Raw genomic sequence first — 24,292 nt, forward strand, 5'->3', positions numbered from 1 at the left:
GTCAGTTCAAGTCCTCCAGGGCCTTCGTCTGCTTGAAGCTGAGGATCGCGATGAGCGCGACGACGACGAAGATGATGATCGAGAACGCGCTCGCGAGGCCGTAGTCGCGGTTCGCTCCGACGAACGCGACCTTGTAGACCATCGAGATGAGGATGTCCGTCGCACCGACGTTCACGTCGGCAGAGGCATCGCGCGGCCCGCCCTCGGTGAGCATGTAGATCAGGTTGAAGTTGTTGAAGTTGAACGCGAACGACGAGATCAGCAGCGGTGCGACCGAGACGAGAAGCAGCGGGAACTTGATCAGCCGGAACACGGCGAACGGCCGGGCGCCGTCGACCGTCGCGGCTTCGGTGAGCTCGTCCGGGATGGACTGCAGCGCACCCGTGCAGACAAGGAACATGTAGGGGAAGCCGAGCCAGAGATTGACCCAGAGGATGCTGATCTTCGCGAGCCACTCGTTCGTCAGCCACGGAATCTCTGCGCCGCCGAACAGCACGAGGTTGACGAAGCCGAAGTCGCGGTTGAGCAGGCCTGCCCAGACGATGGCGCCGAGGAAGGCGGGGAACGCATACGGGAGGATCATCAGGACCCGGTAGAACTTGCGCCCCTTCATTCGCGCGTCGTTGAACACGATCGCGAGGAAGAGCCCGAGCAGGAAGGTGGTGACGACGCTGAGCAGCGCGAACATGAACGTCCATACCGTCACGCTGATGAGCGGACCGCGGATGGACTCCTCGGTGAACGCCTTGACGAAGTTGTCGAAGCCGACGGTGACGCTCCAGCCGGGCATGAGCTGCTCGCCGTTCTCGGCGGTGAACGCGCCTTCGCCCGTGTCGCGGTAGACGGTTCCCGTCTTCGTGTCGGTCATCGTGCCCGCGGCGGGGTCGTACTTGAGCGATGAGGTGTACAAGTAGGCACTCGAGCCATCGGGGGTGCGCAGCGATCCGTCGTTGGGGTCGTCCGAGATCTGCACCGTGATGTCGGCTATCGCTTCCTGGTTCTTCAGGATGTCGTCGAAGTCGAGCGAGTTGTAGCCGGGGACGGAGACGGCCTTTCCGCCCTCCATCTCCGCATTGGCGACGGGGCTCAGAGGCGTGTCGTCGTTGCCGATGCTGACATCGCCGTCTGGTGACGTGACGAGGAAGCTGAAGGTGCCGAGCTGCTCGACGACGGTGAGGTCGTACGCGGGCGAGTCGGGAACGCGCTCCTCAGCCGATTGGACGAGCGCGAGCACGGCATCGTCCTTCGTGCTGTTGTGGCCGGTTCCGTAGTTCGTGAAGGCGATGTAACCGGAGTAGCCGATGACGAACACCTGGAAGATCAGAAGGAAGACGATGCCGGGTGCGAGGTATTTCGCGGGAAGCCACCCGCGCTTGAAGTAGATGAGGTTGATCGCCGCGGCGATCACGAGGATGACGCCGAAGACGATCCAGTCGCCCGAGGTCAGCGAGACGAACAGCGCGTAGAGCGATACGGCGTCGATGACGGCGATGAGCAGGATCTTCACGAGCAGCACGGTGATGCCGCCGGAGGCGTGTTCGGCGATGCTGGCCGCTCTGCGGCGTCTCTTCAGTTGTTCGCGCGTCTCGCGCGGCGACTCTGTGGTCGTGCTCATGGTTCCCCGATGCGGTGAGATGCGGCGGCCGATCGCTCGGCCGCCGCATCAGATTGACTAACCTTCGATGGCGGCTTTGATGTCGTCGGCCATCTTCTGCCAGAGCGCTGTCGGGTCGCCCTTGCCATTGATGATGTCGGCCTCGGTGACGCCCCAGTACTGCCAGACCGCACCCATCTCCGGGATGCTGGGCATGGGGACGCCGTTCGCGCCGACCTTGCCGAACGCGGCCGTGATCGGGTTGGAGCTGACCTCTTCGAACGCGGCGGTCAGAGCCGGTGCGCGCTTGCCGACGTTGTACAGGTCGACCTGCACGTCCTTCGTGCCGATGTAGTTCGTGAGGAACTCGGTCGCCGCGAGAACGTTCTTGCTCTTCGCCGAGATCACGAAGCCCTGAACGCCGACGAAGGGCTGAGCGTCCTGGCCGCCGGCCGAGGGGATCGGGTCGACCGCGAGGTTGATGCCGGCATCCTGGGCCGCCTGCACGTTCCACGGACCGGTGATGAGGAACGGCGAGGCGCCGCTCACGAACTTCTCCTTGGCGATGTCACCGTCGATGGTGGTCTTGAGAAGCCCGGCCTTTCCCTGCTCGGCGAGCCAGTTCGCGAACTTCACGCCGCCCTCGTTGCCGATCTGAAGGTCTTCGGGGTTGTAGCTTCCGTCATCGTTGGTTCCGAAGACGGGTGCGCCGAACGAGGTCTGGAAGGGGTAGAGGTGATACGGGTCGCTCTGCTCGCCGACCTGCACGAGGAACGGGAACTCGGTTCCGGCATCCTTGCCCATCTGCACCATCTCGTCGTAGCTCGTCGGTGCCTTCGGCGCGAGATCGGTGTTGCGCAGGAGCGCGATGTTCTCGATCGAGTAGGGCAGTCCGTAGGTCTGTCCCTCATAGCTCATCGCGTTGATCGCGATCTCCTGGAAGTCGCCGGCCGTGTCGCCGAGCTCGATCGGCTGAACGACGCCGTTCGTGACGAAGTTGCCCAGCCAGTCGTGCGCGGCGATCGTGATGTCGGGGCCCTTGCCCGTCGGCACCTGCTGGACGAACTCATCCTGGATCTTGCCGAAGTCCTTCTGGACCAGCTTGACCTTGACGCCGGACTCCTTCGTGAATGCTGCCGCGGCATCCTTCATGACGCTCGCCCGGTCGGCGTCGACCCAGACCGTCAGAGTGGTCGAGCCGGACTTGCCGGAATCACCGGAATCGCTGCTGCCGCCGGCGGAGCAGCCGGTCAGTGCGAGCGCAGCGGCCGCGGTCATCGCCCCGATAGCGAGAATCGGATGGTTCTTCACCCTCATTGGTGTGCCTTTCATAGTGCTGTGTGCCGAACAGGCGGCGACGTCACGACGTACCCACCCGCTCGCCTGCGACTGCAAGCGTTTCCATGCTTACACGAACATCATGACCGTTTCAACCGGGAATGGCGAGCTGATTGCGCGATCGTGATGTTCTCGTGACCCAAAAGTAGGTAAGCGTTTCCATGTTCGGCTGTTTCTGCCGTACAGTGTCGGCATGACAACCGCCAGCCTCAACGGTCGCCCCTTGGCCGCCGCCGACTCCGCCGCAGCGAGAACCGGCTCGGAATGGTGGCGCTCCGCCGTCATCTACCAGATCTATCCCCGCTCGTTCGCGGATTCGAACGGCGACGGCATCGGCGACATCGCCGGCATCACCAGCCGGCTGGAGGCGCTCGAGCAGCTGGGCGTGGACGCGATCTGGCTCTCGCCGTTCTATACGTCACCCCAGAAGGACGCGGGCTATGATGTCGCCGACTATTGCGACGTCGATCCGCTGTTCGGCACGCTCGCCGACTTCGACGCCATGATCGCAGCGTCGCACGGTCACGGCATCCGAGTCATCGTCGACCTCGTGCCGAACCATTCCTCAGACCAGCACCCGTGGTTCGGCGAGGCCCTCGCCGCCGCGCCGGGCTCACCGGAGCGGGAGCGGTACATGTTCCGCGATGGACGCGGCGAGAACGGGGACGAGGCGCCGAACAACTGGGAGGCGGTCTTCGGAGGCTCGGCCTGGACCCGCGTGGTTGAGCCCGACGGCACGCCGGGCCAGTGGTACCTGCACTTGTTCGACCCCAGCCAGCCGGACTTCAACTGGCACAACGAAGAGGTGCGGGCGATGTTCCGCGACGTGCTCCGGTTCTGGCTGGATCGCGGAGTCGATGGCTTCCGCGTTGATGTCGCGCACGGCATGATCAAGGCCGACGGCCTGCCCGACTACACGCCGGCGCAGGACTCGGGCAGCATGGGCGGTCTCATGCCCGGCGCCGAGGACGACGAGAGCGAGCCCGTGTCTGCGCCCTACTGGGGGCAGGATGGCGTGCACGAGATCTACCGCGACTGGCACGCCGTGCTCGCCGAGTACGACGGTGAGCGCGTGCTGTGCGCGGAAGCATGGGTCGACCCGCTGTCGAAGATGGCGCTGTGGGTGCGTCCGGACGAGATGCAGCAGGCCTTCAACTTCCCCTACCTGGAGACGCCGTGGAACGCCGCGCGCCTGCGCAGCGTCATCGACGACTCGATCAGCGCCTTCTCGGCTGTCGGCGCGCCGAGCACGTGGGTGCTCTCGAACCACGACGTCGTGCGGCACGCGTCGCGCCTCGCGCTCACGATCGACAACCCGCAGGGCCACGGCATCGGACCGCGCACCCAGGGTAAGCCCGACACCGCTCTCGGGCTGAAGCGCGCGCGGGCGGCATCCGCTCTCATGCTCGCGCTTCCCGGCGGCGCGTACCTGTACCAGGGCGAGGAGCTGGGCCTGCCCGAGGTGATCGAGCTCCCCGACGACGCGCGTCAGGACCCGACCTGGTTCCGCACGAACGGTGAACGATACGGCAGGGACGGATGCCGCGTGCCGCTGCCGTGGGAGGCGGGCAGCCCCGCCTACGGCTTCAACTCGACGGGCGCCGCGTGGCTGCCGCAGCCGGACGACTGGGACGGTTACGCGCGCGCGAGCCAGGTGGGCGACCCCGGTTCGACGCTCGAGCTGTATCGCAGCGCCCTCGCGCTGCGCGACGAGCACGGACTCGGTCTTGGCGACGTAGCGTGGCTCGAGACCGGGAACAGCGACGTCATCGCGTTCGTCAACGGCGGCGTGACCGTCGTCGCGAACACGGGTGACGAGGATGCCGAGCTTCCCGTCGCCGCGCGCGGCGCCGCGCTCCTGGCGAGCGGGCCCTTCGACGGCCGCGTTCTCCCGTCCGACACGACGGTCTGGTTCACGACGGCGTAGCAAGGCGGTCGAGCGCGTGCTTTGCTTGAGCCATGAGCGCCACAACCGGCCGACATGAGGGTGAGCCGCACGGGGGCAACATCGCCTCGCGTATGAACTGGCTCCGCGCGGGCGTGCTCGGCGCGAACGACGGCATCGTCTCGGTTGCCGCTGTCGTGGTCGGCGTCGCGGGCGCGACGAGCGACACCGCCCCGATCCTGACGGCAGGCGTGGCGGCCGTCGTCGGCGGCGCCATCTCGATGGCACTCGGCGAGTACGTCTCTGTCTCGAGCCAGCGCGACAGCCAGCGCGCACTTCTCGAGAAGGAGCGCGAAGAGCTCCGCACCATGCCGGACGAGGAGCTCGACGAGCTTGCCGCCCTGTACACGGCCAAGGGACTCTCGGCGGAGACCGCGCGGCGCGTGGCGATCGAGCTGACGGAGCACGACGCGCTCGCGGCTCACGCCGACATCGAGCTCGGCTTGACCGAGGAGGCGATCGCCAATCCCTGGCATGCCGCCCTCGCCTCGGCGCTCGCGTTCACCATCGGCGCGATACTCCCGCTGCTGGCGATCATGCTGCCGCCGGAGCAGGCGCGCGTACCGGTCACTTTCGTCGCCGTGCTCGCCGCGCTCGCTCTCACGGGCGCCGTGAGCGGCCGGCTCGGCGACAGCCCGCTGTTGCGACCCACCGTGCGGGTGGTCGCGGGCGGTGCGCTCGCTCTCGCCGCGACGTTCGCCGTCGGGTCGCTGCTCGGCACGACCGTGGCGGGTTGATCAGCCGATCAATTCGCGTTGGCGTAGAGCCACGCGAGCGGGTCGACGTGCTCGGTGCCGTTGATGAGGATCTCCAGGTGCAGGTGCGGTCCCGTCGAGATTCCGGTGCTTCCGGTCTTGCCGATGAACTGCCCGACCTTGACGTGGTCGCCGACCTTGACCTGGCGTGAGCCGGGAATCATGTGGCCGTAGACGCTGTGGATCATCTGGCCGTTTATCGTGTGCTCGATCACGATCTTGACGCCGAAGGCGCCGCCGCCGTCGGTGGACTCGATGACGACGCCGTCCGCGATCGACTGAATAGGCGCGCCGTAGCCGGGGTTGAAGTCCTGGCCGAGGTGGTTGGTCGAGCAGCCGATCGAGCAGCCGGCGCGCTTTCCGTAGCCGCTGCCGATGTGGACTCCGACCGCGAACGGCCACTGCACGGTGCCGTTGGGATCGTTGGTGAAGGTCGCCTCGGGGATGATGCCGAGCTGTGCCGCGGCTTCGCCAGCGGAGAGCGCTCCGTACGTGTCGCGAGCGAGCGACAGGTCAGCGGACGCGGCATTGTTGACCATCGACTGGCTTCCCGCATCGGTGCCGTACGTGTCGTTGAGCTGTGCGACGCGCTTCTGCGCCTGCACGTCGTCGGCGGACAGCAGCGCGTTGGCGGGGAGCGAGGTGGCCACCGTCATGAGACCGACCGCGAGCAGGGCACTGATGCTCATGGTCTTGGTGGCGAGCCGGCGGATCGAGCGCGGCGCCTTGGGGGCGTCAACGGGAGCGTCGGCCGGTGCCCGATGACGGGCCCGGTCCTGCGGCTGAACGCGCGGCTGCGGCACGGTGCCGGTGTTCACGGTCCGCTGCTCGTCGGTGTCGAGAGTCGCTCCGTATGACCCGGCGATGATCGCTTCGAACGACTCGGAACCGCTGGGGGCGCCGGCCGCCGGAGCTGTGGACTCCTCGGCCGCGATCTGTGCGGGCCGGAGCAGGTCCTCGTCGGCGAGCGCGTCGAGGTGCAGGTCGATGACGGGAGCGTCGTCGACGGCGTCGTCGAGAACCGCGGCGGGCGTCAACCGCTCGACGACGTCGGTGTCGCTGAGCGGCTCCGACGCAGAAGCGAGGGCGGGCTCGACGGCAGGGGCTGCGGGCTCCTCCAGAGCCAGGGCGGCGGGCTGCGCCGGCTCCTGAACCGGTGTCGGCTCGGCGTCGACGGTCGGAACGATTTCGGCGTCGACGGTCGGAACGATCTCCGCCTCGATGTGAAGATCGGTTTCGATCGCGAGGATCTCGATGTCGGGCTGCGGCGTCGCCGAGTGACGGCGCGAGCGGCGCGAGGGGTACTGCTGAACCTCGACCTGCACCTCGGCCTCGGGCGTCACCTCGACGGTCTCGCCGGACGTCGTCTGAAGTGCGGCTCGGCGCGCGCGACGAGACGTGAACGCCGTCGCGTCGGTGGTCTGCGGCGCGGGCTCGCTGGTCACGGGTGCGGACTCGGCGAGCTGCCGCTGCCGACGAGCCCGACGGGACTCGGGAATCTCGTCAGCGGTCTGCGTGTGCTTCTGAGGGGTCGCGTCGTCTCCGGTTGTGGGGAGCACAGAGCGGCTCTCTCCATCGGCACGACGTGTCACAGGCTAGGTTGCTTTCTCAGGGTCCGGGGGTTCAGGATCCGGCGCACTCGTGGGGGTCGAGCACCAGATAACGGATTGATAAACAGTAGCAAGGAAAAGCTGGCAAGATCCACAATCCGCACCCTTCCAAACGCGCCCCCATTAGGGGCACGAGGGCTTCTCCCCCGCGATCGCGCGGATCTCGTGGGAACGTTCCCGAGATCAGAAAACCGAAGCGGCTCCCAAACCTTCAAGCCGAGCTTCAAGGAAGGCGAAGAGCTCCGGTTCGGCGGCGATCGTCATGTGCGCGTCAGCCGGGCTTCCGCCCAGACCGCCGAGCTGCGCGCCCGCCTCGCGGGCGATGAGCGCTCCGGCCGCCATATCCCAGGGATTGAGCCCGACCTCGTAGAAGCCGTCGAGCTGCCCGTCCGCGATACGGCACAGGTCGAGTGCGGCGGACCCGATCCGGCGGATGTCGCGAATATCGCCGATGAGCCCCGCGACGACAGCGAGCTGTCGCCTGCGTCGCTCCGGGTCGTAGCCGAAGCCGGTTCCGACGAGCGCCAGGCGCGGATCCACACCGGTGTTGACGGCGAGCCGCCGGTTCCCCCGATACGCTCCGCCGCCGGAGCTCGCGACGTACATCTCGTCGCGAGCGGGCGCGTACACGGCTCCCGCGAGGGCGCTCCACTCCCGCGGATCACGACTTCCCTCGACGACGCCGATGCTGACGGCGTAGTCGTCGATGCCGTACAGGTAGTTGACAGTGCCGTCGATGGGGTCGACGACCCAGGTCACGCCTGTCGTGCCGAATTCGCGCCCGCCTTCCTCGCCGAGGAAGCCGTCGTCGGGTCGCGCGTCAGCGATGAGGGAACGGATGAGCTCCTCGGATTCGCGATCTGCGGCCGTGACGATGTCCTCAGGCGACGACTTCGTCGCGGCAACGGAGACGCCTTCCGCACGCCGTCGACGTACCAGCTCTCCCGCGCGCGCGGCGATGTCCCTGGCCAGGTTCTGCAGCTCTCGTGCGCTCATTCTTCGAGGCTACCGACACTTTCTGTCCGTGGCACGAAGTCTCTCGCTCGCTCCGCCCCTCAGTCCGCGATGCGGAAGCTGGCGCGAAGCAGTGCGTCGTCGCGGGATGACGGGCCGACGAGCAGCTCGAATTCCCCGGCCTCCACGAGTCGACGCCCCGCGGCATCCACGATCGTGCACGCGGCGGCGGGGACCGCCAGTCGTACCCGGGCGGAGGCGCCTGGCGGGAGCTCGACCTGCACGTGGGCCTTGAGCTCCTTGTCGGCCCAGCTCACAGAGGTGACGGCGTCGCGCACATAGACCTGCACGGTCTCGCGCACGGGGCGATCGCCGGAATTGCGCACCGTGACGTGCGCAACGATCGTGTCGGATGCCGAGAGCGAGGTTCGCTCGATCGCGAGGTCGTCGTAGCCCACGGACGTGTAGCTGCGGCCCTCCCCGAACGCCCACGCGGGAGACTGCGTCAGGTCGGCGTAGCGGCTGCCATGCTGACCACGGATCTGGTTGTAGTAAGTGGGCTGCTGCCCGACGTGGCGCGCGAACGAGACCGGCAGCCGCCCGGAGGGCTCAACCTCTCCCGTCAGGATGTCGGCGAGCGCTCGGCCGCCTTGCATTCCCGGGTTCGCCGCCCAGATCACGGCTGCCGCGCGGGAGACCGACGCCGGGAGGACGAGGGGCTTTGATGCCAGAAGCACGACGACGACGGGAGTGCCGGTCGCGATGACGGCGTCGAGCAGCGCGTTCTGCCCGCCGATGAGCTCGAGAGTCGCCGTGGAGCGCCCTTCGCCGACGAGTTCGATGCGGTCGCCGACGACCGCGACGACGACGTCGGCCGCTCGGGCGTTCGCTACCGCTTCGGCGATGAGCTTCGCGTCGGGCTCGGCGGGCACGACGACGGGCGGGCGCGGCTGCCCGTCGGGGAAACGACTGCCCTCGGGGTCGGCTTCGAGGGTGAGAATGTCGGCTCCTCGGGCATGCGTGACGGTCCACGGTGTGACCGCCCGCAGTCCGTCGAGCACGGTGGTGATCATCTCGCGCGGCTGGCCGTCGAGCCACCCTGCCTGGCCGGAACCTCCGGCCCAGTCACCGAGCTGGGACTGCGCGTCGTCGGCCAGCGGTCCGACAACGGCGACGCGGGTCTCACGAGAACGCGCAAGCGGAAGCACGCCGTCGTTCTCGAGAAGCACGATCGAGCGTCGCGTCATCTCGAGATTGAGTTCGGCGTGTGCCGCGCTGCCGACGATGCTCGAGAGATCAGCCTGCGGCAGCCGCGGATTCTCGAAGAGACCGAGTTCGAATTTCAGCGTGAGGATGCGCGCGACGGCAGCGTCGAACGCGGCTTCATCGAGCAGACCCTGCGCGACCGCATCGAGTGCACCCTCGAAGAAACCGGGAGTGGTCATGACCATGTCGTTGCCAGCCCTCACCGCTGCGGCCGCCGCGTGCGCATAGTCTGGCTGAACGTGCTGTTCCCATACCATTCGCCCCACGTTGTCCCAGTCGGTGATGAGCGTCCCGCCGTACCCCCATTCGCCGCGCAGCACATCACTGAGGAGCCAGTCGTTGATCGTGATGGGGATGCCGTCGGTCGTCTGGTAGCCGAGCATGAAGGTGCGGCATCCTTCCCTGGCGACGCGCTCGAACGGCGGCAGGAACCAGGACCGCAGCTTGCGGCGGGAGATGTCCGCCTCACTCGCGTCCCTGCCCCCTTGCGTCTCGGAGTACCCGGCGAAGTGTTTGGCGGTTGCGAGGACGGCGGTGGGGTCCTCGAGACCGTCGCCCTGGTAACCGCGGACCATTGCAGACGCGAGCTCGCCGATCAGGTGCGGGTCCTCGCCGAACGTCTCGTTCACACGTCCCCAACGCAGGTCGCGTGCGATGCACAGCACGGGCGAGAACGTCCAGTGGATGCCGGTCGCGGAGACCTCGACAGCCGTCGCGCGGGCGACGCGCTCGACGAGCTCCGGATCCCACGAGGCCGCCATGCCGAGCTGTGTCGGATAGATCGTCGCCCCAGGCCAGAACGAGTGCCCGTGTATGCAGTCCTCGCCGACGAGCAGAGGGATGCGCAACCGAGTCTGCGCCGTGAGCTCGGCCGCGCGCAGGATGCGCTCGGGCGAGGTGTGCAGGATCGAGCCCACGTGCTTGCCGAGCACGTGGTCGTCGAGATCGTCGCGCGCGTCGAGCTGCAGCATCTGCCCGACCTTCTCCTCGAGCGTCATGCGTGCGAGGAGATCCTCGACGCGTTCGGGAATCGGGAGTGCGGGGTCCTGATAGGGCAGGGTCGTGGTCGGCGCCTCAAGGGTCATTAGGAGCTGCTCTCTGCGGTGGTGCGGACGGCCGTCACGGCATCATTGACGTTCAGCCCTCGCTTCTTCATCTCCCGGGCGCGCTCACCCGCCGATCGCAGTCGGGGGTTGACGTATTCGTCGATGCCGAAGTTGATGAGCGAGAGGGCGACGCCCAGGATCGCGATGCACAGCCCCGCCGGAACGTACCACCACCAGTAGTTCGGGAACGCTCCGTTCTGCTGCGCCCAGAACAGCACGGTGCCCCAGTTCAGGTTGGTGATCGGGATGACTCCGATGAAGGCGAGTGTCGTAAGCCCGAGCACGGCTGCGGTCACTGTCCCGACGAAGCTCGATGCGATGATCGCCATGAGATTCGGCAGCATCTCGACGAGGATGATGCGGTGCAACGGCTCGCCGTTCGCTCGCGCGGCCTGGATGAAGTCGCGGTTTCTCAACGACATCGTCTGCGCCCGGAGCACTCGAGCACCCCAGGCCCACCCGGTCACCGCGAGGACAGCGGCGATGAGCACAAGCGGCGGGTTCTCGAACTGCGATGCCACGATGATGATGAGCGGGAGACCGGGCACGACAAGGAACACGTTCGTGAGAGCCGAGAGCGACTCGCTGCGCCACCCCCGCGTATAGCCGGCGACGACTCCGATGATCACGGCGATCGCCGTCCCGATGATTCCCGAGAGGAATCCGACGATGAGCACTCCCCGTGTGCCGTAGATGATCTGGCTGAACACGTCCTCGCCCATGTGGGTCGTCCCGAGCAGGTGGTCCCACGACGGTGCTTGGCGCAGCGCCGTGTAATCCTTCTCGAGGGGGCCGAACGGAGCGATGACGTCCTCGAAGATCGCGATCAGCACGAAGATGCCGAGGATGATCAGCCCGGTGAGCGACTTCGGGTTCCGGAACATCGCGAAGGATGCTGACAGCTGCGACCGGAATGTCTTCTTCGGCCGCAGCGCACCGTGAAGGAGCGCCGTTTCGGGACTTCCCGCGCGCGCTCGCGAGTTGTACGAGGTCGTCATGTCATGCCTCCGTCTGGCGTGTGCGGGGGTCGAGGATCGCATAGGCGACGTCGGCGAGGATGTTCGCGACGAGCACGGCCATTGTGATGATCAGGAACAGACCCTGCATGAGCGGGTAGTCCTTCGCGTTCGTGGCGTCGAGTAGGAGCTTTCCTACGCCCGGGTAGGAGAACACCATCTCCATGACGATCGTGCCGCCGACGATGAAGCCGATCGAGAGCGCGAAGCTCTGCAGCTGCGGGAGGACCGCGTTGCGCGCGGCGTAGTTCCACAGCACACGTCGGTTGGGCATGCCCTTCGCCTGCGCGACGGTGATGTAGTCCTCGTCGAGCACCGTGAGCATCATGTTGCGCATTCCGAGGATCCAGCCGCCAAGCGACGCGATGACGATAGTGATGGCCGGCAGGGCCCCGTGCGCGATGACCTGGCCGATGAAGTCGAAGCTGAGTTCCGGTCGGGCGCCTTTGTCGTAGGCGTGCGAGGCAGGGAACCAGCCGAGAATGCTCGAGAACACAGCGATTGCGATGAGACCGAGCCAAAAGTAGGGCACTGTGCTGAAGAACACCGAGACGGGCACGATCGCGTCGGCCTTGCTGCCGCGTCGCCAGCCGATCACGGCCCCGGCCGAAGTGCCGATGAGGAACGACAGGATCGTCGCGATTCCCACGAGTCCGAGAGTCCATGGCAGCGCCGAGGCGATGACGTCGCCGACCGGGGCGAGACCGTTGGAGAAGGATCGACCGAGGTCACCGTTGAAAAGCAGCTTCCAATAGTCGATGTACTGCTGCCAGAGGCTCGTGTCCTTGTCGAGGCCGAAGAGGATGCGCAGCGACCGCTCGGCCTCCGGCGTGATCTTTCCCGCCGCGCGCTGCATGTAGGCGCTCACGGGATCACCCTTCATCATTCGAGGAAGGAAGAAGTTGATGGTGATCGCGGCCCAGGCGGTGAAGAGGTAGAACGCGACTCGGCTCGCGATGAAGCGGACAGGGATCCTCATGCCTCGTCTCCGATCGAACGGCCGGCTGTCGTCGCGAAGTGCTTCTCGGGGTCCGGCGACGCCGACCGCAGCTCTCGCGTGTACTCGTGCTGCGGGTTGAGGATCACATCGTCGGCGGCGCCGTACTCGACGACCTTGCCGTGGTGCAGCACCATGATCTCGTCGCTGAAGTGGCGTGCGGTGGCGAGGTCGTGAGTGATGTACAGGACGCCGAGCCCTTCCTCCCGCTGGAGGTCGGCGAGCAGGTTCAGCACGCCGAGCCGGATCGAGACGTCGAGCATCGAGACGGGCTCGTCCGCGACGAGGAGGGAGGGCCGCGAGGCGAGCGCGCGCGCGATCGCGACGCGCTGACGCTGCCCGCCGGAGAGCTCGTGCGGCCGCCGGTCGATTACGGCGTCGGCGTCGAGGCGGACGCGCTCGAGCAGTCGCCGCACCTCCCGTTCAGTCTCTGCTTTCGGCACCACGCGATCGAGACGGAGCGGCCGTTCGATGTGGTATCGGATCGAGTGGTAGGGGTTGAGCGAGGCGAACGGGTCTTGGAACACCATGCGCAGCTTCTGCCGGTAGCGCCGAAGGCCGCGCCCATGCCGGGGAATCGGCGCTCCGTCGATGAGAACCCTTCCGCTCGTCGGCGTCTCAAGCTGCGTGAGGATCTTCGCGATCGTGGACTTGCCGCTTCCGGACTGGCCGACGAGCGCGATCGTCTGACGCTCCCGGAGTGTGAAGCTGACGTCGTCGAGAGCGAGCAGCGGGGCCCCGCCGCGAATGCGGTAGCGCTTGGAGACATGGGAGAACTCAAGGGTCGTCATCGGACCAGGACTCCTCTCTCGCCGGTGAGGCGAGGGAACGACTCGAGCAGGGTCTTCGTATATTCGTGCTGGGGCTCGTCCCAGATCTGCCGCGCGGTAGCGAGTTCGACGATTTCGCCGGCGCGCATGATGGCGATACGGTCGCTGATCTCGAGGAGCAGCGGCAGGTCGTGCGTGATGAAGATCACGGAGAAGCCGAACTCATGCCGTAGCTGCGAGATCTGCCGGAGGATCTCACGCTGCACGAGCACGTCGAGAGCAGTAGTCGGCTCATCCATGACCATGAGCTGCGGCTTGAGTGCGAGCGCCATCGCGATCATCACACGCTGGCGCATCCCGCCGGACAGCTCGTGCGGGTAGGACCGGTACCTGTCCCGGCCAACGCGCACGATTTCCAGGAGCTTTTCGCTCTCGGCGCGACGCTCGCGCCGCTTCAGCTCGGGCCGATGCACGTGGAACACGTCATCGAGTTGGGAGCCGATCGTCGCAACCGGGTTGAGAGCGTTCATCGCTCCTTGGAAGACCATCGAGATCTTGTCCCAGCGTAAGCGCTGCATCTCCGCGGCATCCAGAGAATTGATGTCGACGTCGTCGCCGGAGACGTCATGGAAAGTCACGCTGCCGCTCGCGATCACCGCGGGCGCTTTGAGGAGCCGCTGCACACCAAAGGCGAGCGTGGTCTTGCCGCAACCGCTCTCGCCGGCGAGCCCGAGGATCTCGCCGCGCTGCAGCTCGAGAGTGACGTTCTTCACCGCCTCCACGGGCGGATCGACGTCGTAGACGACCGAGAAGTCGCTCACGGTGAGCAGGGGGTCTGACATGGCTGTTCGCTTTCGTGGGGTCGGGTGGGCGGATGCCGCGGCATCCGCCCACCCTCTGCGCCTACTTGGCCGGCTTGAGCTTCGTGAGGATCAGCGGGACCGTGACCTGCGTGGGGTCGGCGGTCGCATACTGGTCGTCCTCGCTGGGCCAGCCCACATAGTTGCGGGTGTTGTACTCGCCCAGGTACGGGTGCGTGCCGACGGGGATCACCGGAACGTCCTCGACGAAGATCTTCTGCAGCTCCTCGAGGGCGGCGGTGCGCTCGTCGTCGCTCGCCGACGTCGCGTACGTGTTCAGCAGTTCGGTCGCGCGGTCGTTCTTGTAGCGCCCGAAGTTGTAGTCCACGTCGTCGCCGGCGAGGAGCCAGCGTCCGTCCATCGTGTCGGAGTAGAGGTCGTACGGGGTGGTGCCGCTGTCGGTCCAGTGCATGATCGCGTCGAAGTCGCCTGAGCGCTTGGCAGCCCACCAGGTGTCGGCATCCGGAGTGTCGACCTTCGCGTCGGCTCCGAGCGTCTTCTTCACCTGATCGGCGATGAGGCTGATTCCGGTGACGTAGTCGTTCCAGCCCTGCGGGACCTGGAGCGTGAAGGAGACCGGTTCGCCGTCGGGGTCGATGAGTGCGTCGCCCTTCCAGGTGTAGCCGGCGTCTTCGAGGATCTTGCGGGCACCGTCGACGTCCAGCGCGAGCTCCTTGCCCTTGTACTCCGGGGAGATGTACTGCTCGCCGACGGGCGTCGGGAGGCCCGTGACCGAGGTCAGGACGGGACCGGCCTTCTCACGCGCGATCTCGGTGTGCGCCGGCCGGTCGATGACCATGTTGACCGCCTCGCGGAACGCCAGGTTGTTGAACGGCTTCTTCGTGTGGTTGACGAACAGCACATCCGGGGCCATGACGTTTGCAGCCCAGAACACGTTGTGCTCCGGGTCCTTGTCGACGAATGCGCTCTTCACGTCGGGGATGAAGGCCTGCGCCCAGTCGGCGTCGCCGCTTGCGAGGGCGGTCGTCAGAGCAGTGTTGTCGTTGTAGGAGATGTAGTACAGCGTCGGCACGGCGAGGTCGCCGCCCCAGTAATCGTCGCGCGCCTTGAGAGTGACCGACTGGCTGCTGAAGCTCTCAAGCGTGTAGGGCCCCGTGCCGACAGGGTCGGGGTTCTCGAACGTCGTCGGGTCGTCGACATCCTTCCAGATGTGCTCGGGGACGATTCCGATGTGGAGCACTTGAGCCTGCTTGACGAACTTCGACTCGGCGAAGCTGAGTACGACGTCGTCGCCGTCCTTTGCCACATCGGTCAGCTGCAGGTTGCCGGTGTCGAGAGCCGGCGTGTTGCGGATGAGGTCGAAGGTGAACACGATGTCGTCGGCTGTGAAATCCTCACCGTCGTTCCAGGTGACCCCGGAGCGCGGAGTGACGCGCAGCTGGGTATAGTCATCGTTCCACGTGACCTTCTCAGCGAGCCACGGCGTCGTCTCGTTATCGCCCACGAGGTTGACCATGGCGAGCGGCTCGATGATGACGTTCTTGTAGCCGAGCTTGTTCGCGGACGAATCGCCGATCCACGGGTTGTTCGATTCTGTGGTGATGGCGCCGTCCGGCTTCGCGATGGTGAGTGCCGCGCCGCCATCCGCCGAAGCGTCCTTCTGATCACCACTGGAGCATCCCGTCAGGGCGAGCGCCGCGACAAGTCCCGCGGCGACAAGAGTGGATCTGAGCCTCATTGCTTCTCCTCCTTGATGCATCACCTAACGGTGACGTTTTGCTTACTGTCGAGTAAGTAAGCTTTGGATGGGAGATTACTCATCAGTAAGTAAATCCGTCAAGCGCGGATACCGTACCGTTATTTTCAGTAGGAAGAGAGGACCACGTGGCATCCGAATCAGTCGGCGGCGCTGCCCGCACTCGGCCTTCGACGCGCCGAAAGCACACCGAGATCCTCGACGCCGCCATCTCGATCTTCGGAACGAAGGGCTACGCCAACGGCACGCTTGCCGACATCGCCGACCAGGTGGGACTGACTCACGCCGGCGTGCTCCATCACTTCGGCTCGAAGCAGAATCTCCTTCTGCAGACGCTCGCCTATCGTGACGAGACAGACGTCAAGGACCTCGTGGAGAAGCACATCCCCGATGGGCCGGAGCTCTTCCTGCACTTGGTGCGAACGGCGTTCGCGAACGCGCATCGAGCCGGTATCGTGCAGGTCTACACCGTCCTCTCGGCCGAATCCGTCACAGAAGATCACCCGGCCCGGCCGTTCTTCGAGGAGCGCTACGCGACACTTCGCCGCGAGGTGTCTGACGCGTTCCGCGTCCTGTGCGAACAAGAAGGGGTCACAGAACCCGACACGATCGATGTCGCGTCTGCCAGCATCCTCGCGGTCATGGACGGCCTGCAGCTGCAGTGGCTCTTGCATCCCGCCAAGATCGAGCTCGCCGGGGCCACCGAGTTCGCCATCCGAGCCATTGTCAACGCCGTGCTCAGCCCGGGACCGGAGCTGTCAAGCTACCGAAGCGACGAGGCTCGGCCCACCGGGGACACCGACCGTCCCCGCACATGAGAAATGCCGCGGATCTTCGCGGCATTTTCAGAAAGTGGCGAGTGAGGGATTCGAACCCCCGAAGTCGATGACAGCTGATTTACAGTCAGATCCCTTTGGCCGCTTGGGTAACTCGCCAGAGCGCGCTCGACCAAACTTGAACAGCCAACCGAAGGCGCCACAGAAATAGTAACGTTTCGCGAGCGGTGGGAGAAATCGGAGGGCCGATTCAGACTGTCGGCTCCCGCAAGAGCGCACCCTCGCTGCGGCATGTGGCGGCGGCGACGAGCATCGCGCGCTCGAGCACCGCGCCCCAACCGTCGATGCTCCCAGGTTCGCCGTGCGCCGCAAGATGCTGCACAGCCGCCGCGAGAACCGCGTCGCCGGCGCCCATAGTGTCGATGACCGGTCCGAGCATCTCGGCGATGGGCCGGCTCACGCTCTGCCCGTCCGAGCGCAGCCATGCACCGTCTTTTCCCGCCGTCGCGAGCACGTGCTCGACGCCGAGGCCGTCCAGTCGCTCGACCAGTTCGGGCAGCCCGGTTCCGTACAGCAGTTCCGCGTCGTCGTCGCCGACCTTGACGAGCAGGCACGACGGCGCGACGGACTCGAAGCCCGCGATGAAGCGCTCGCGCGAGTGCAGCATCCCTTCCCGCGGATTGGGGTCGACGATGAGACGTCGGCGTGATCCGGTGACGGATGCCGCAAGCTGCCGCGCCTGCCCGGCGTCGTCGAACGGGAAGCAGCTCACGACGACGAACGGAGCCGCCGCGATCGCCTCACGCACCTCGGCGTCGAACTCGACGCGTCGCTTCTGCGCGGCCTCGTTGAAGACGTACGTCGGCTCGCCGTCGGTGCGGTCGCTCACCGCCCGGGAGCTGCCGTGCGGTGCGGGAGACGCGATCAGGCCGACGCCCGCGTCGGCGAGGAACCGGCGGATGCGGTCCCCGGCCTCGTCGTCGCCGACCATCGCGACGAGCGTCGTCGGCACGCGCAGCAGTGCGAGTCCCACGGCGACGTTGAGGGCGGCGCCGCCGACGAACTCGCGGTTGCCGTCAGGGAAGCGGAGCTCGTCGATGAGGGCGTCGCCGATCACGACGACGGGAGCCGGGCTCGAGTGCATACGGGTCAATGTACACGGGCTCAGTATGCTGGTGCTCATCCAGACGAGGAGGACGATGGCCGGCATCGAAGAGGTCGCGCGACGTGCCGGTGTCTCCACCGCCACGGTCTCGCGTGCGCTGTCGGGGCGCGGCTACGTCTCCGATGCGACACGGCTCAAGGTGCAGGATGCCGCCGGCGAGCTCGGCTACGTCGTCTCCTCCACGGCGTCAGGGCTAGCCTCGGGACGCACCCGCAACGTGGGCGTCGTCGTTCCGATGCTCAGCCACTGGTATTTCTCGTCCGTCGTCGAGGGCGCAGAGCGGGCCCTCCTGCGCCACGGCTACGACACGACGCTGTACAACCTCGGCGGCGACGCCGCCGAGCGCAGCAGCGTCTTCACGCACTTCCTGCTGCGCAAGCGGGTGGATGCCGTCATCGCCATCAACCTTGAGCTCACGACGGCGGAGGTCACGGCGCTGCACGACCTCGACAAGCCCCTCGTCGGCATCGGTGGCCCGCTGCCCGGCGTGCCGACGCTCGCGCTCGACGACGTCGAGCTCGCTCGACTCGCGACCGCGCACCTTGTCAGTCTCGGGCACACGCGCATCGCGCACATCGGCGGCGGCCAGGAGTTCGACGTCGACTTCCACCTCCCCTCCAACCGCCGCCATGGATACGAGCAGGCTCTCGAGCACGCGGGCCTCGCTGTGGATGCGACGCTCGTGCGCTCGGCCGACTTCACGCTGCAGGGCGGATACCGCGCCGCGAAGCAGCTGCTCGGCTCCCCCGCCGACCGGCCCACCGCGATCTTCGCCGCGTCCGACGACATGGCCATCGGCGCGATTCTCGCCGCGCGGGATCTCGGGCTCTCCGTGCCGCATGACGTGTCGATCGTCGGGGTGGACGACACGCAGCAGGCGCCGTTCTTCGATCTGACGACGATCGCCCAGTTCCCGCGACGCCAGGGCGAGGCCGCGGTCGACGTCCTCCTCGCCGAGCTGGGCGAGCTGACGCCCGAGGAGCCGACGGATTTCGGGCTGCCATTCGAGCTCGTCGTGCGCGGCACGACGACGCGCCCGCCGCGAGACTGATCCGGCGCTCAGCGCGAGGCGGCACCCAGTCTCTCGAGCGCGACGCGGATGCGCCCGTCCGCGGTCTCGAGCGCGGCCGCGGCGTCCGGCACCGGGCAGTCGGCGAGCAGGGCCAGGATCGCCGTCTTCACCGAACCGCCTGCAGCGTCGAGCGTGCGCGCGGCGGTTTCCGCATCGGCATCCGTCGCCTGCCTGACCGTGCGCTCAGCTCGGGCGCGCAGCTTCTCGTTGGTGATGCGCACATCGACCATGAGGTTGCCGTACGTCTTGCCGAGCCGCACCATCGTGAGGGTGCTGAGCATGTTGAGCACCATCTTCTGCGCGGTGCCGGCCTTCAGGCGCGTCGACCCGGTGACGAGCTCGGGCCCGACCTCGACCTCGATCGCCACCTTGGCGGTACGGCCGAGCTCGGAGCCGCTGTTGCACGCCACACCGATCGTCAGGGCGCCGCGACGGCGCGCCTCGGCGACGGCCGCGACGACATACGGCGTACGCCCGGATGCCGAGATTCCCACGACGCTGTCGTCCTCGCCGATGGCGAGCTCGTGCACGGCGGCGCGGCCGGCGTCTGCGTCGTCCTCTGCTCCTTCGATCGCCGTGCGGATCGCCGCGTCACCGCCCGCGATCAGGCCGACGACCCGGTCGGGCTCCGTGCCGAAGGTCGGCGGAATCTCGCTCGCGTCGAGGACGCCGAGCCGGCCGGGGGTGCCCGCTCCGACATAGATGAGGCGACCCCCGCGCGCCATGCGCTCGGCGATTCCGTCGACGGCTCGCGCAATCTCGGCGCTCGCGGTCGCGACGGCGTCGGCGACGCCACGGTCGAGCTCGTTCATCGCGGCGACGAGCTCCGGGGTGGTGAGCAGGTCGAGGTCGCGGTAGCGCGCGTTCACCCGCTCGGTCGCGAGACCTGCGAGCGTCCGCTCGAGACCATCGCGCGTAGCGTCGGACATCGTTTCCTCCTCGTCGACGGACGCTCCCATCCTCGCAGACGGAGCCCGCGTCAGCGTTCGCGGAAGAAGCCGGTCAGCAGTTGCCCGCAGGCCTCGGCGTCGACGCCCGCTATCACCTCGACGCGGTGCGTCAGCCGGCGATCGCGCAAGAGATCATGGATGCTGCCCGCAGCACCCGCCTTGTCATCCCAGGCGCCGAACACGACTGTGGGAATTCGCGCCGCGAGGATCGCCCCCGCGCACATGACGCACGGCTCGAGCGTCACGACGAGAGTGACGTCGTCGAGTCGCCACTGGCCGCGCGACGCCGTCGCCTGGCGAATCGCTTCCAGCTCGGCGTGCGCCGTGGGGTCGCTGCGTGCCTCTCGCGCGTTGCGACCGTGTGCGACGACCTCGCCGGCCGCGTCCACGATCACGGCGCCGACGGGAACGTCGCCCGTCTGCAGTGCGGCGCGCGCCTCGGCCAGCGCGAGCGTCATGGCGGAGTGGTGGCGGTCGGCTGCGGGAAGCGGCATCCGTTCCCCTTTCTCTTCCGATGCGCATCGTCTCGCGCTCGCCCGGCAGGTAGGTTTAACAGTATGCGAGTGCACGTAGCGGACCACCCACTCATCACCCACAAGCTCACGGTGCTCCGTGACAAGACAACGCCGTCGCCGATCTTCCGGGCGCTGACCGAGGAGATCGTCACGCTGCTGGCGTACGAGGCGACCCGAAACGTGCGCACGAACGAGATCCAGATCGAGACTCCCGTGACGACGACGACCGGGCTCGCCATCAGCAACCCCAAACCGCTTGTCGTGCCGATTCTGCGGGCCGGGCTCGGGATGCTCGAGGGCATGGTCAAGCTCCTGCCCACGGCAGAGGTGGGCTTCCTCGGCATGGTGCGCGACGAGGAGACGTTCCAGCCGATGACCTATGCGGAGCGACTGCCCGACGACCTGTCGAACAGGCAGTGCTTCGTGCTCGACCCCATGCTCGCGACGGGAGGCTCGCTCGGCGCAGCGATCGAGTTCCTGTTCAAGCGCGGCGCCGTGGATGTGACGGCGGTGTGCATCCTCGCCGCCCCGGAAGGGCTCGAGAAGCTCGAGCGCGAGACCGAGGGCCGCGACGTCACGATCGTGCTCGGCGCTCTCGACGAGCGGCTCAACGAGAACGGCTACATCGTTCCCGGCCTCGGCGATGCGGGCGACCGGCTGTACGGTCTCGTCTGAATCGACGGCAACTCGAACGCCGGCGGCCCTGATGGGTCGCCGGCGTTTTTCGTCGCGAAGATGCCCGAAGAATCTTCTTGCGCGACGCGGCCATCACCGGGGAGGGTCTGAAAGATTCTTCACGCTGACGCGTTTTCGTTCGAAGTATCATCGGCAGGCGCGAGTGTTGCGTCATTTACTGCAATGATTTGACACTCCCATTTGCCGCCGTCTTGAATTGATGTCATGACAGACAGCACGCGCACCCTGAGCTCCGTCGAGTTCCGTGGGAATGCCGGGTCGATGATGGCCGGCATTGGTGCTGTCATGTGTTGTCGAATGTGTCGCTAACCCTGACCCTTTGAGTCGCGACGCCTGAAGGCGTCGCCAGGGACGCTCACGACGCCTCCCTTCCCCCTCACACGCAACGCATCACAGTCATCGCCCCTCCTGCCCCGACTCCGTCGGTGAGGCCGTGGAGCGGCGACCCATCATCCGAAGGATCTTCCATGTCACTCGCCACCGTCTTCCCCCAGTCCGTCCCCGCCCAGTCGCCCGCCGCCCCCGCGCTTCGCGCCGTGCCGGCGAGCCCCGAGGCCCGCGGCTTCGCCCTCTACGTCGGGCTCGACGAGAGCAAGGCCCGCGCGGCCGGCGTCTCCCTCGGCGAGATCGTTGAGGCGATAAAGAACGTCATCGGCGAACTCGCACCGGCCGCGCAGTCATACGCGGCCGTCGCTCTCGCCCCTGAGGGAGTCGGCGGACGCGACGTCGACGTCGTACGCCTCGCACTCCAGGAGCCCTCAGCCGTCGCTCGCCAGCACCCCAGCGAGGTGGAGGAGGAAGAGGACGAACTCGACCGCGCTCACGCCGGCGTCGTCATCGACATCTCCCGCAAGCGTCTCGTTCTCGACAACGAGCCTGCGTCTCTGACCTTCAAGGAGTTCGAGCTTCTGCAGTACCTCGTGCTGCGCGAGGGCCGCACGATCGAGCGCGCCGAACTCATCTCCTCTCTCTGGTCGGCCGCCGACGGCGATGACGTGCCGAACGAGCGCACGATCGATGTGCACGTGCGTCGCCTGCGAGCCAAGCTCGGGCGCTACGAGGACATCGTGCGCACGGTCCGTGGCGTTGGCTACCGCTTCGACCGCCATGCCGACGTCTCGATTCGTCACGCGTCGACTCCGTCGCCCGACCTGTTCTGAATCGGCTCGATCCTAATCACCGAACGCCACGAACGGCGCTTAGCTCACGCATAGCGATCGCCCAGAGGCTTAGCAGGAAAATAACGAAAAGATAACTAGACGCCGTTACCTTTCCGTTATATATTCAAAGAGCGTTAGTTGTTTTGCTGTGGCAGCTAACGCGGAATGTGATTGCAGGACACTCTTGGTGCAAGGGAGAGGGCCGATCGTAAGCCTCTACGATCGGCCCTCGATCTTTTAATCCGCGAAGTGGGGCGGTGCGCGCGGCGCCGCTCATCCGTAGGCTTGTGCCCCAGGAGGACTCACATGCCACAGAGATCCACAGCCGTGAACGCCTGGGAATCGCTGTTCCGCGCTCAGGTTCAAGTGATGCGCGAACTGCACGACGACTTCCCGGCGAACACGATCTCGCTCAACGAGTACGACGTCCTCTTCAATCTCAGCCGGCAGCCCGACCACAGCGCCAGGCTGCGGGACATCAACAAGCTCGTTCTGCTGAGCCAGCCGAGCGTCTCGCGCCTCATCGACCGGCTGGCCGCCCGCGGCTACGTCGAGAAGCGCTCCGATTCCTGTGACCGGCGCGGCACGATCGTCCGGATCACGGAGGCCGGTTTTGCAATGTACCGAACCGTGGCCGTGAAGCACATGGCGTCCATCAGCGAGGTGATGACTCGCATGCTCAACGACGACGAGCTGCGAGAGCTGACGGCGCTCACCGACAAGGTCCGCGCCGGAACCCGCAGCTAGGACTCGCGTGCACCGGCTCGACCGTAGCGGCGACGAAGCTCGCGCGCCTTGATCACCGCTTTCGCCTCCGCCTCGACGGCCTTGTCGATTCGCGCGGTGTCGCGAAGCGGAAGCTGCACGGCGTACTCCGAATGCTGGCCGTCCTGCAGCTGGCGGGCGCGCTCGAGCTCAGCGTCGACCTCAACGCCGAAGAGCAGAGCCATGTTGCTCAAGTAGAGCCAGATCAGGAAGACGATGATGCCGCCGAGGGAGCCGTAGGTGGCGTTGTAGCTGTCGGAGTTCGACACATAGACGACGAAGCCCACCGTGGTGACAGCCCAGACGATGAGCGCCGTGGCGGCGCCGATGCTGATCCAGCGGAACTGCGTCGGCTTGACGTTGGGCGAGAAGTAATAGAGAACGGCGATGACGATCACGGCGAGCAGCACGAGCACCGGCCACTTGGCGATGTTCCATGCCGTGACCGTCGCGTCGCCGAGGCCGAAGAGCGAGCCGATGAATCGGGCGACGGGACCGCTGACGAGCAGAAGTATCGCCATGATCGCGAGCATGATGAGGTTCGCCGCCGTCACGGCGAGCACGGTCAGGCGCAGTTTGACGGTCGTTCGACCCTCCTGCACCCCGTAAACGCGGTTCGAAGCGCGCACGAAGCCGTCGACGTACTTCGAGGCCGACCAGATCGCGCCCCCGAGGCCGATGACGAGAGCGAGACCGGCGCCGGGCGCCGTCGTGATCGCCTTGAGCGGGCCCTTGAGGGCCGTCGCCGTGTCGGGCGGCGCGACGTCGTCGAGAATGCGGATCATCCCCGTGCTGACCGAGCCATCCGCGTTCACGAGCGAGAGGATCGAGATGATCGCGAGGAGGCCAGGGAAAAGCGCGAGGACGAGGAAGTAGGTGAGCGTCGCCGCCATGTCGGTCGCCTTGTTGGCGCTGAACTTCTTCGCTGCGCGCACATAGGAGGTGCGGATGCTGGGCCAGCGCAGCCGGGTGCGGCGGGGCTTCGGAACGTGCCGGGTCGATCCGCGGCCGGGATCCGCTGCTCTACTGGATTCGGTCATCGCGCTCCCGGCTCATCAGTCGGGCAGCAGCGAAGATGGCGCCACTGACCGCCGCGATGCCCAGCGCCGCAAGAACCTGCGGCGCCTTGACCTTGATCTGCGCGAGAGTCCCGGACAGCTCCTCGCGCATCTCGTCGATGTTCAACTGACGCACCCACGGTCCGGCGTGCTCCCGACGTTCCGTGCGGTCCGTCGGGAGCACCATCGGGTGCCCGGGTCGAGCGG

The 24,292-nt window shown here is 66.6% G+C and carries 22 protein-coding genes and 1 tRNA gene; 7 read left to right on the top strand and 16 right to left on the bottom strand.

All coding sequences use genetic code 11. From position 1 onward, the window contains the following. Nucleotide 1: 1 nt before the first annotated feature. Complete coding sequence (locus BLV49_RS03005; protein ID WP_091179672.1) at nucleotides 2-1,615, bottom strand: ABC transporter permease subunit; 1,614 nt, start codon at nucleotides 1,613-1,615, stop codon at nucleotides 2-4. Between the two features lie 57 nt (nucleotides 1,616-1,672). Beyond that, entirely contained in the window at nucleotides 1,673-2,911 is a 1,239-nt protein-coding gene (locus BLV49_RS03010; RefSeq protein ID WP_091179673.1) for a sugar ABC transporter substrate-binding protein, read from the bottom strand. A 214-nt stretch (nucleotides 2,912-3,125) separates the two neighbouring features. Here BLV49_RS03010 and BLV49_RS03015 point away from each other — a divergent pair, with 214 nt between their 5' ends. Together BLV49_RS03015 and BLV49_RS03020 are read left to right on the top strand one after the other, a co-directional pair. Beyond that, nucleotides 3,126-4,859: a glycoside hydrolase family 13 protein gene (locus tag BLV49_RS03015; RefSeq protein WP_091179675.1), complete on the top strand. Its 1,734-nt coding sequence runs from the start codon at nucleotides 3,126-3,128 to the stop codon at nucleotides 4,857-4,859. 32 nt (nucleotides 4,860-4,891) lie between these two features. Then, nucleotides 4,892-5,614, top strand: coding sequence for a VIT1/CCC1 transporter family protein (locus tag BLV49_RS03020; protein WP_091179677.1), 723 nt, complete (start codon nucleotides 4,892-4,894; stop codon nucleotides 5,612-5,614). Nucleotides 5,615-5,622: 8 nt separating this feature from the next. Here BLV49_RS03020 and BLV49_RS03025 read toward each other — a convergent pair whose 3' ends face one another. From BLV49_RS03025 to BLV49_RS03060, 8 genes are all read right to left on the bottom strand, one after another. Beyond that, nucleotides 5,623-7,191: a M23 family metallopeptidase gene (locus BLV49_RS03025; RefSeq protein ID WP_091179680.1), complete on the bottom strand. Its 1,569-nt coding sequence runs from the start codon at nucleotides 7,189-7,191 to the stop codon at nucleotides 5,623-5,625. A 234-nt stretch (nucleotides 7,192-7,425) separates the two neighbouring features. Further along, a complete protein-coding gene (locus BLV49_RS03030; RefSeq protein WP_091179682.1) occupies nucleotides 7,426-8,238 on the bottom strand; it encodes an inositol monophosphatase family protein in 813 nt (270 codons plus the stop codon). A 59-nt stretch (nucleotides 8,239-8,297) separates the two neighbouring features. Beyond that, nucleotides 8,298-10,547 carry an exo-beta-d-1,3/1,6-glucosidase gene (locus BLV49_RS03035; protein ID WP_091179684.1) on the bottom strand — a complete coding sequence of 750 codons (2,250 nt, stop codon included), beginning with the start codon at nucleotides 10,545-10,547 and terminating at the stop codon, nucleotides 8,298-8,300. Next, a complete protein-coding gene (locus BLV49_RS03040) occupies nucleotides 10,547-11,566 on the bottom strand; it encodes an ABC transporter permease (RefSeq protein ID WP_091179687.1) in 1,020 nt (339 codons plus the stop codon). The genes BLV49_RS03035 and BLV49_RS03040 overlap by 1 nt, the downstream gene beginning before the upstream one ends. A gap of 1 nt (nucleotide 11,567) precedes the next feature. After that, on the bottom strand, nucleotides 11,568-12,563 hold the full coding sequence (locus BLV49_RS03045; protein WP_091179689.1) for an ABC transporter permease: 996 nt from the start codon (nucleotides 12,561-12,563) through the stop codon (nucleotides 11,568-11,570). Beyond that, on the bottom strand, nucleotides 12,560-13,372 hold the full coding sequence (locus tag BLV49_RS03050; RefSeq protein ID WP_091179692.1) for an ABC transporter ATP-binding protein: 813 nt from the start codon (nucleotides 13,370-13,372) through the stop codon (nucleotides 12,560-12,562). Before BLV49_RS03050 ends, BLV49_RS03045 begins: the two co-directional genes overlap by 4 nt. Then, the gene (locus BLV49_RS03055) at nucleotides 13,369-14,193 is read right to left on the bottom strand and encodes an ABC transporter ATP-binding protein (RefSeq protein WP_091179694.1); all 825 of its coding nucleotides are present in this window, start codon (nucleotides 14,191-14,193) and stop codon (nucleotides 13,369-13,371) included. Before BLV49_RS03055 ends, BLV49_RS03050 begins: the two co-directional genes overlap by 4 nt. A gap of 61 nt (nucleotides 14,194-14,254) precedes the next feature. After that, nucleotides 14,255-15,910, bottom strand: a complete 1,656-nt coding sequence (locus BLV49_RS03060) for an ABC transporter substrate-binding protein (protein WP_091179696.1) — start codon at nucleotides 15,908-15,910, stop codon at nucleotides 14,255-14,257. Between the two features lie 146 nt (nucleotides 15,911-16,056). On the opposite strand from BLV49_RS03060, the gene BLV49_RS03065 reads away from it, so the two are divergent. Then, the gene (locus BLV49_RS03065) at nucleotides 16,057-16,746 is read left to right on the top strand and encodes a TetR/AcrR family transcriptional regulator (protein ID WP_091179698.1); all 690 of its coding nucleotides are present in this window, start codon (nucleotides 16,057-16,059) and stop codon (nucleotides 16,744-16,746) included. 35 nt (nucleotides 16,747-16,781) lie between these two features. Here the strand turns inward: BLV49_RS03065 and BLV49_RS03070 are convergent. Next, nucleotides 16,782-16,863, bottom strand: a tRNA-Tyr gene (locus BLV49_RS03070). A 91-nt stretch (nucleotides 16,864-16,954) separates the two neighbouring features. After that, nucleotides 16,955-17,848: a PfkB family carbohydrate kinase gene (locus tag BLV49_RS03075; RefSeq protein WP_091179700.1), complete on the bottom strand. Its 894-nt coding sequence runs from the start codon at nucleotides 17,846-17,848 to the stop codon at nucleotides 16,955-16,957. A gap of 55 nt (nucleotides 17,849-17,903) precedes the next feature. Between BLV49_RS03075 and BLV49_RS03080 the strand changes: the two genes are divergently transcribed. Beyond that, entirely contained in the window at nucleotides 17,904-18,920 is a 1,017-nt protein-coding gene (locus BLV49_RS03080) for a LacI family DNA-binding transcriptional regulator (protein ID WP_091179703.1), read from the top strand. A gap of 8 nt (nucleotides 18,921-18,928) precedes the next feature. Here the strand turns inward: BLV49_RS03080 and murQ are convergent, their stop codons facing one another. Both murQ and tadA read right to left on the bottom strand, forming a co-directional pair. Further along, nucleotides 18,929-19,870, bottom strand: a complete 942-nt coding sequence (gene murQ, locus BLV49_RS03085; protein ID WP_091186689.1) for an N-acetylmuramic acid 6-phosphate etherase — start codon at nucleotides 19,868-19,870, stop codon at nucleotides 18,929-18,931. 50 nt (nucleotides 19,871-19,920) lie between these two features. Then, complete coding sequence (gene tadA, locus BLV49_RS03090) at nucleotides 19,921-20,385, bottom strand: tRNA adenosine(34) deaminase TadA (RefSeq protein ID WP_245723521.1); 465 nt, start codon at nucleotides 20,383-20,385, stop codon at nucleotides 19,921-19,923. 63 nt (nucleotides 20,386-20,448) lie between these two features. On the opposite strand from tadA, the gene upp reads away from it, so the two are divergent. From upp to BLV49_RS03105, 3 genes are all read left to right on the top strand, one after another. Continuing rightward, entirely contained in the window at nucleotides 20,449-21,081 is a 633-nt protein-coding gene (gene upp, locus BLV49_RS03095) for a uracil phosphoribosyltransferase (RefSeq protein WP_091179705.1), read from the top strand. A 488-nt stretch (nucleotides 21,082-21,569) separates the two neighbouring features. Beyond that, the gene (locus tag BLV49_RS03100; protein ID WP_091179707.1) at nucleotides 21,570-22,262 is read left to right on the top strand and encodes a winged helix-turn-helix domain-containing protein; all 693 of its coding nucleotides are present in this window, start codon (nucleotides 21,570-21,572) and stop codon (nucleotides 22,260-22,262) included. Between the two features lie 306 nt (nucleotides 22,263-22,568). After that, entirely contained in the window at nucleotides 22,569-23,009 is a 441-nt protein-coding gene (locus BLV49_RS03105) for a MarR family winged helix-turn-helix transcriptional regulator (RefSeq protein ID WP_091179709.1), read from the top strand. On the opposite strand, the gene BLV49_RS03110 is transcribed toward BLV49_RS03105, so the two are convergent. Both BLV49_RS03110 and BLV49_RS03115 read right to left on the bottom strand, forming a co-directional pair. Further along, a complete protein-coding gene (locus BLV49_RS03110) occupies nucleotides 23,006-24,067 on the bottom strand; it encodes a YihY/virulence factor BrkB family protein (protein ID WP_091179711.1) in 1,062 nt (353 codons plus the stop codon). The two genes, BLV49_RS03105 and BLV49_RS03110, sit on opposite strands and share 4 nt — an antisense overlap. Beyond that, on the bottom strand, nucleotides 24,051-24,212 hold the full coding sequence (locus BLV49_RS03115; RefSeq protein ID WP_176980702.1) for a hypothetical protein: 162 nt from the start codon (nucleotides 24,210-24,212) through the stop codon (nucleotides 24,051-24,053). Before BLV49_RS03115 ends, BLV49_RS03110 begins: the two co-directional genes overlap by 17 nt. Nucleotides 24,213-24,292: the final 80 nt, after the last annotated feature.

The sequence above is a fragment of the Paramicrobacterium humi genome, from assembly GCF_900105715.1.
Lineage (GTDB): Bacteria > Actinomycetota > Actinomycetes > Actinomycetales > Microbacteriaceae > Paramicrobacterium > Paramicrobacterium humi.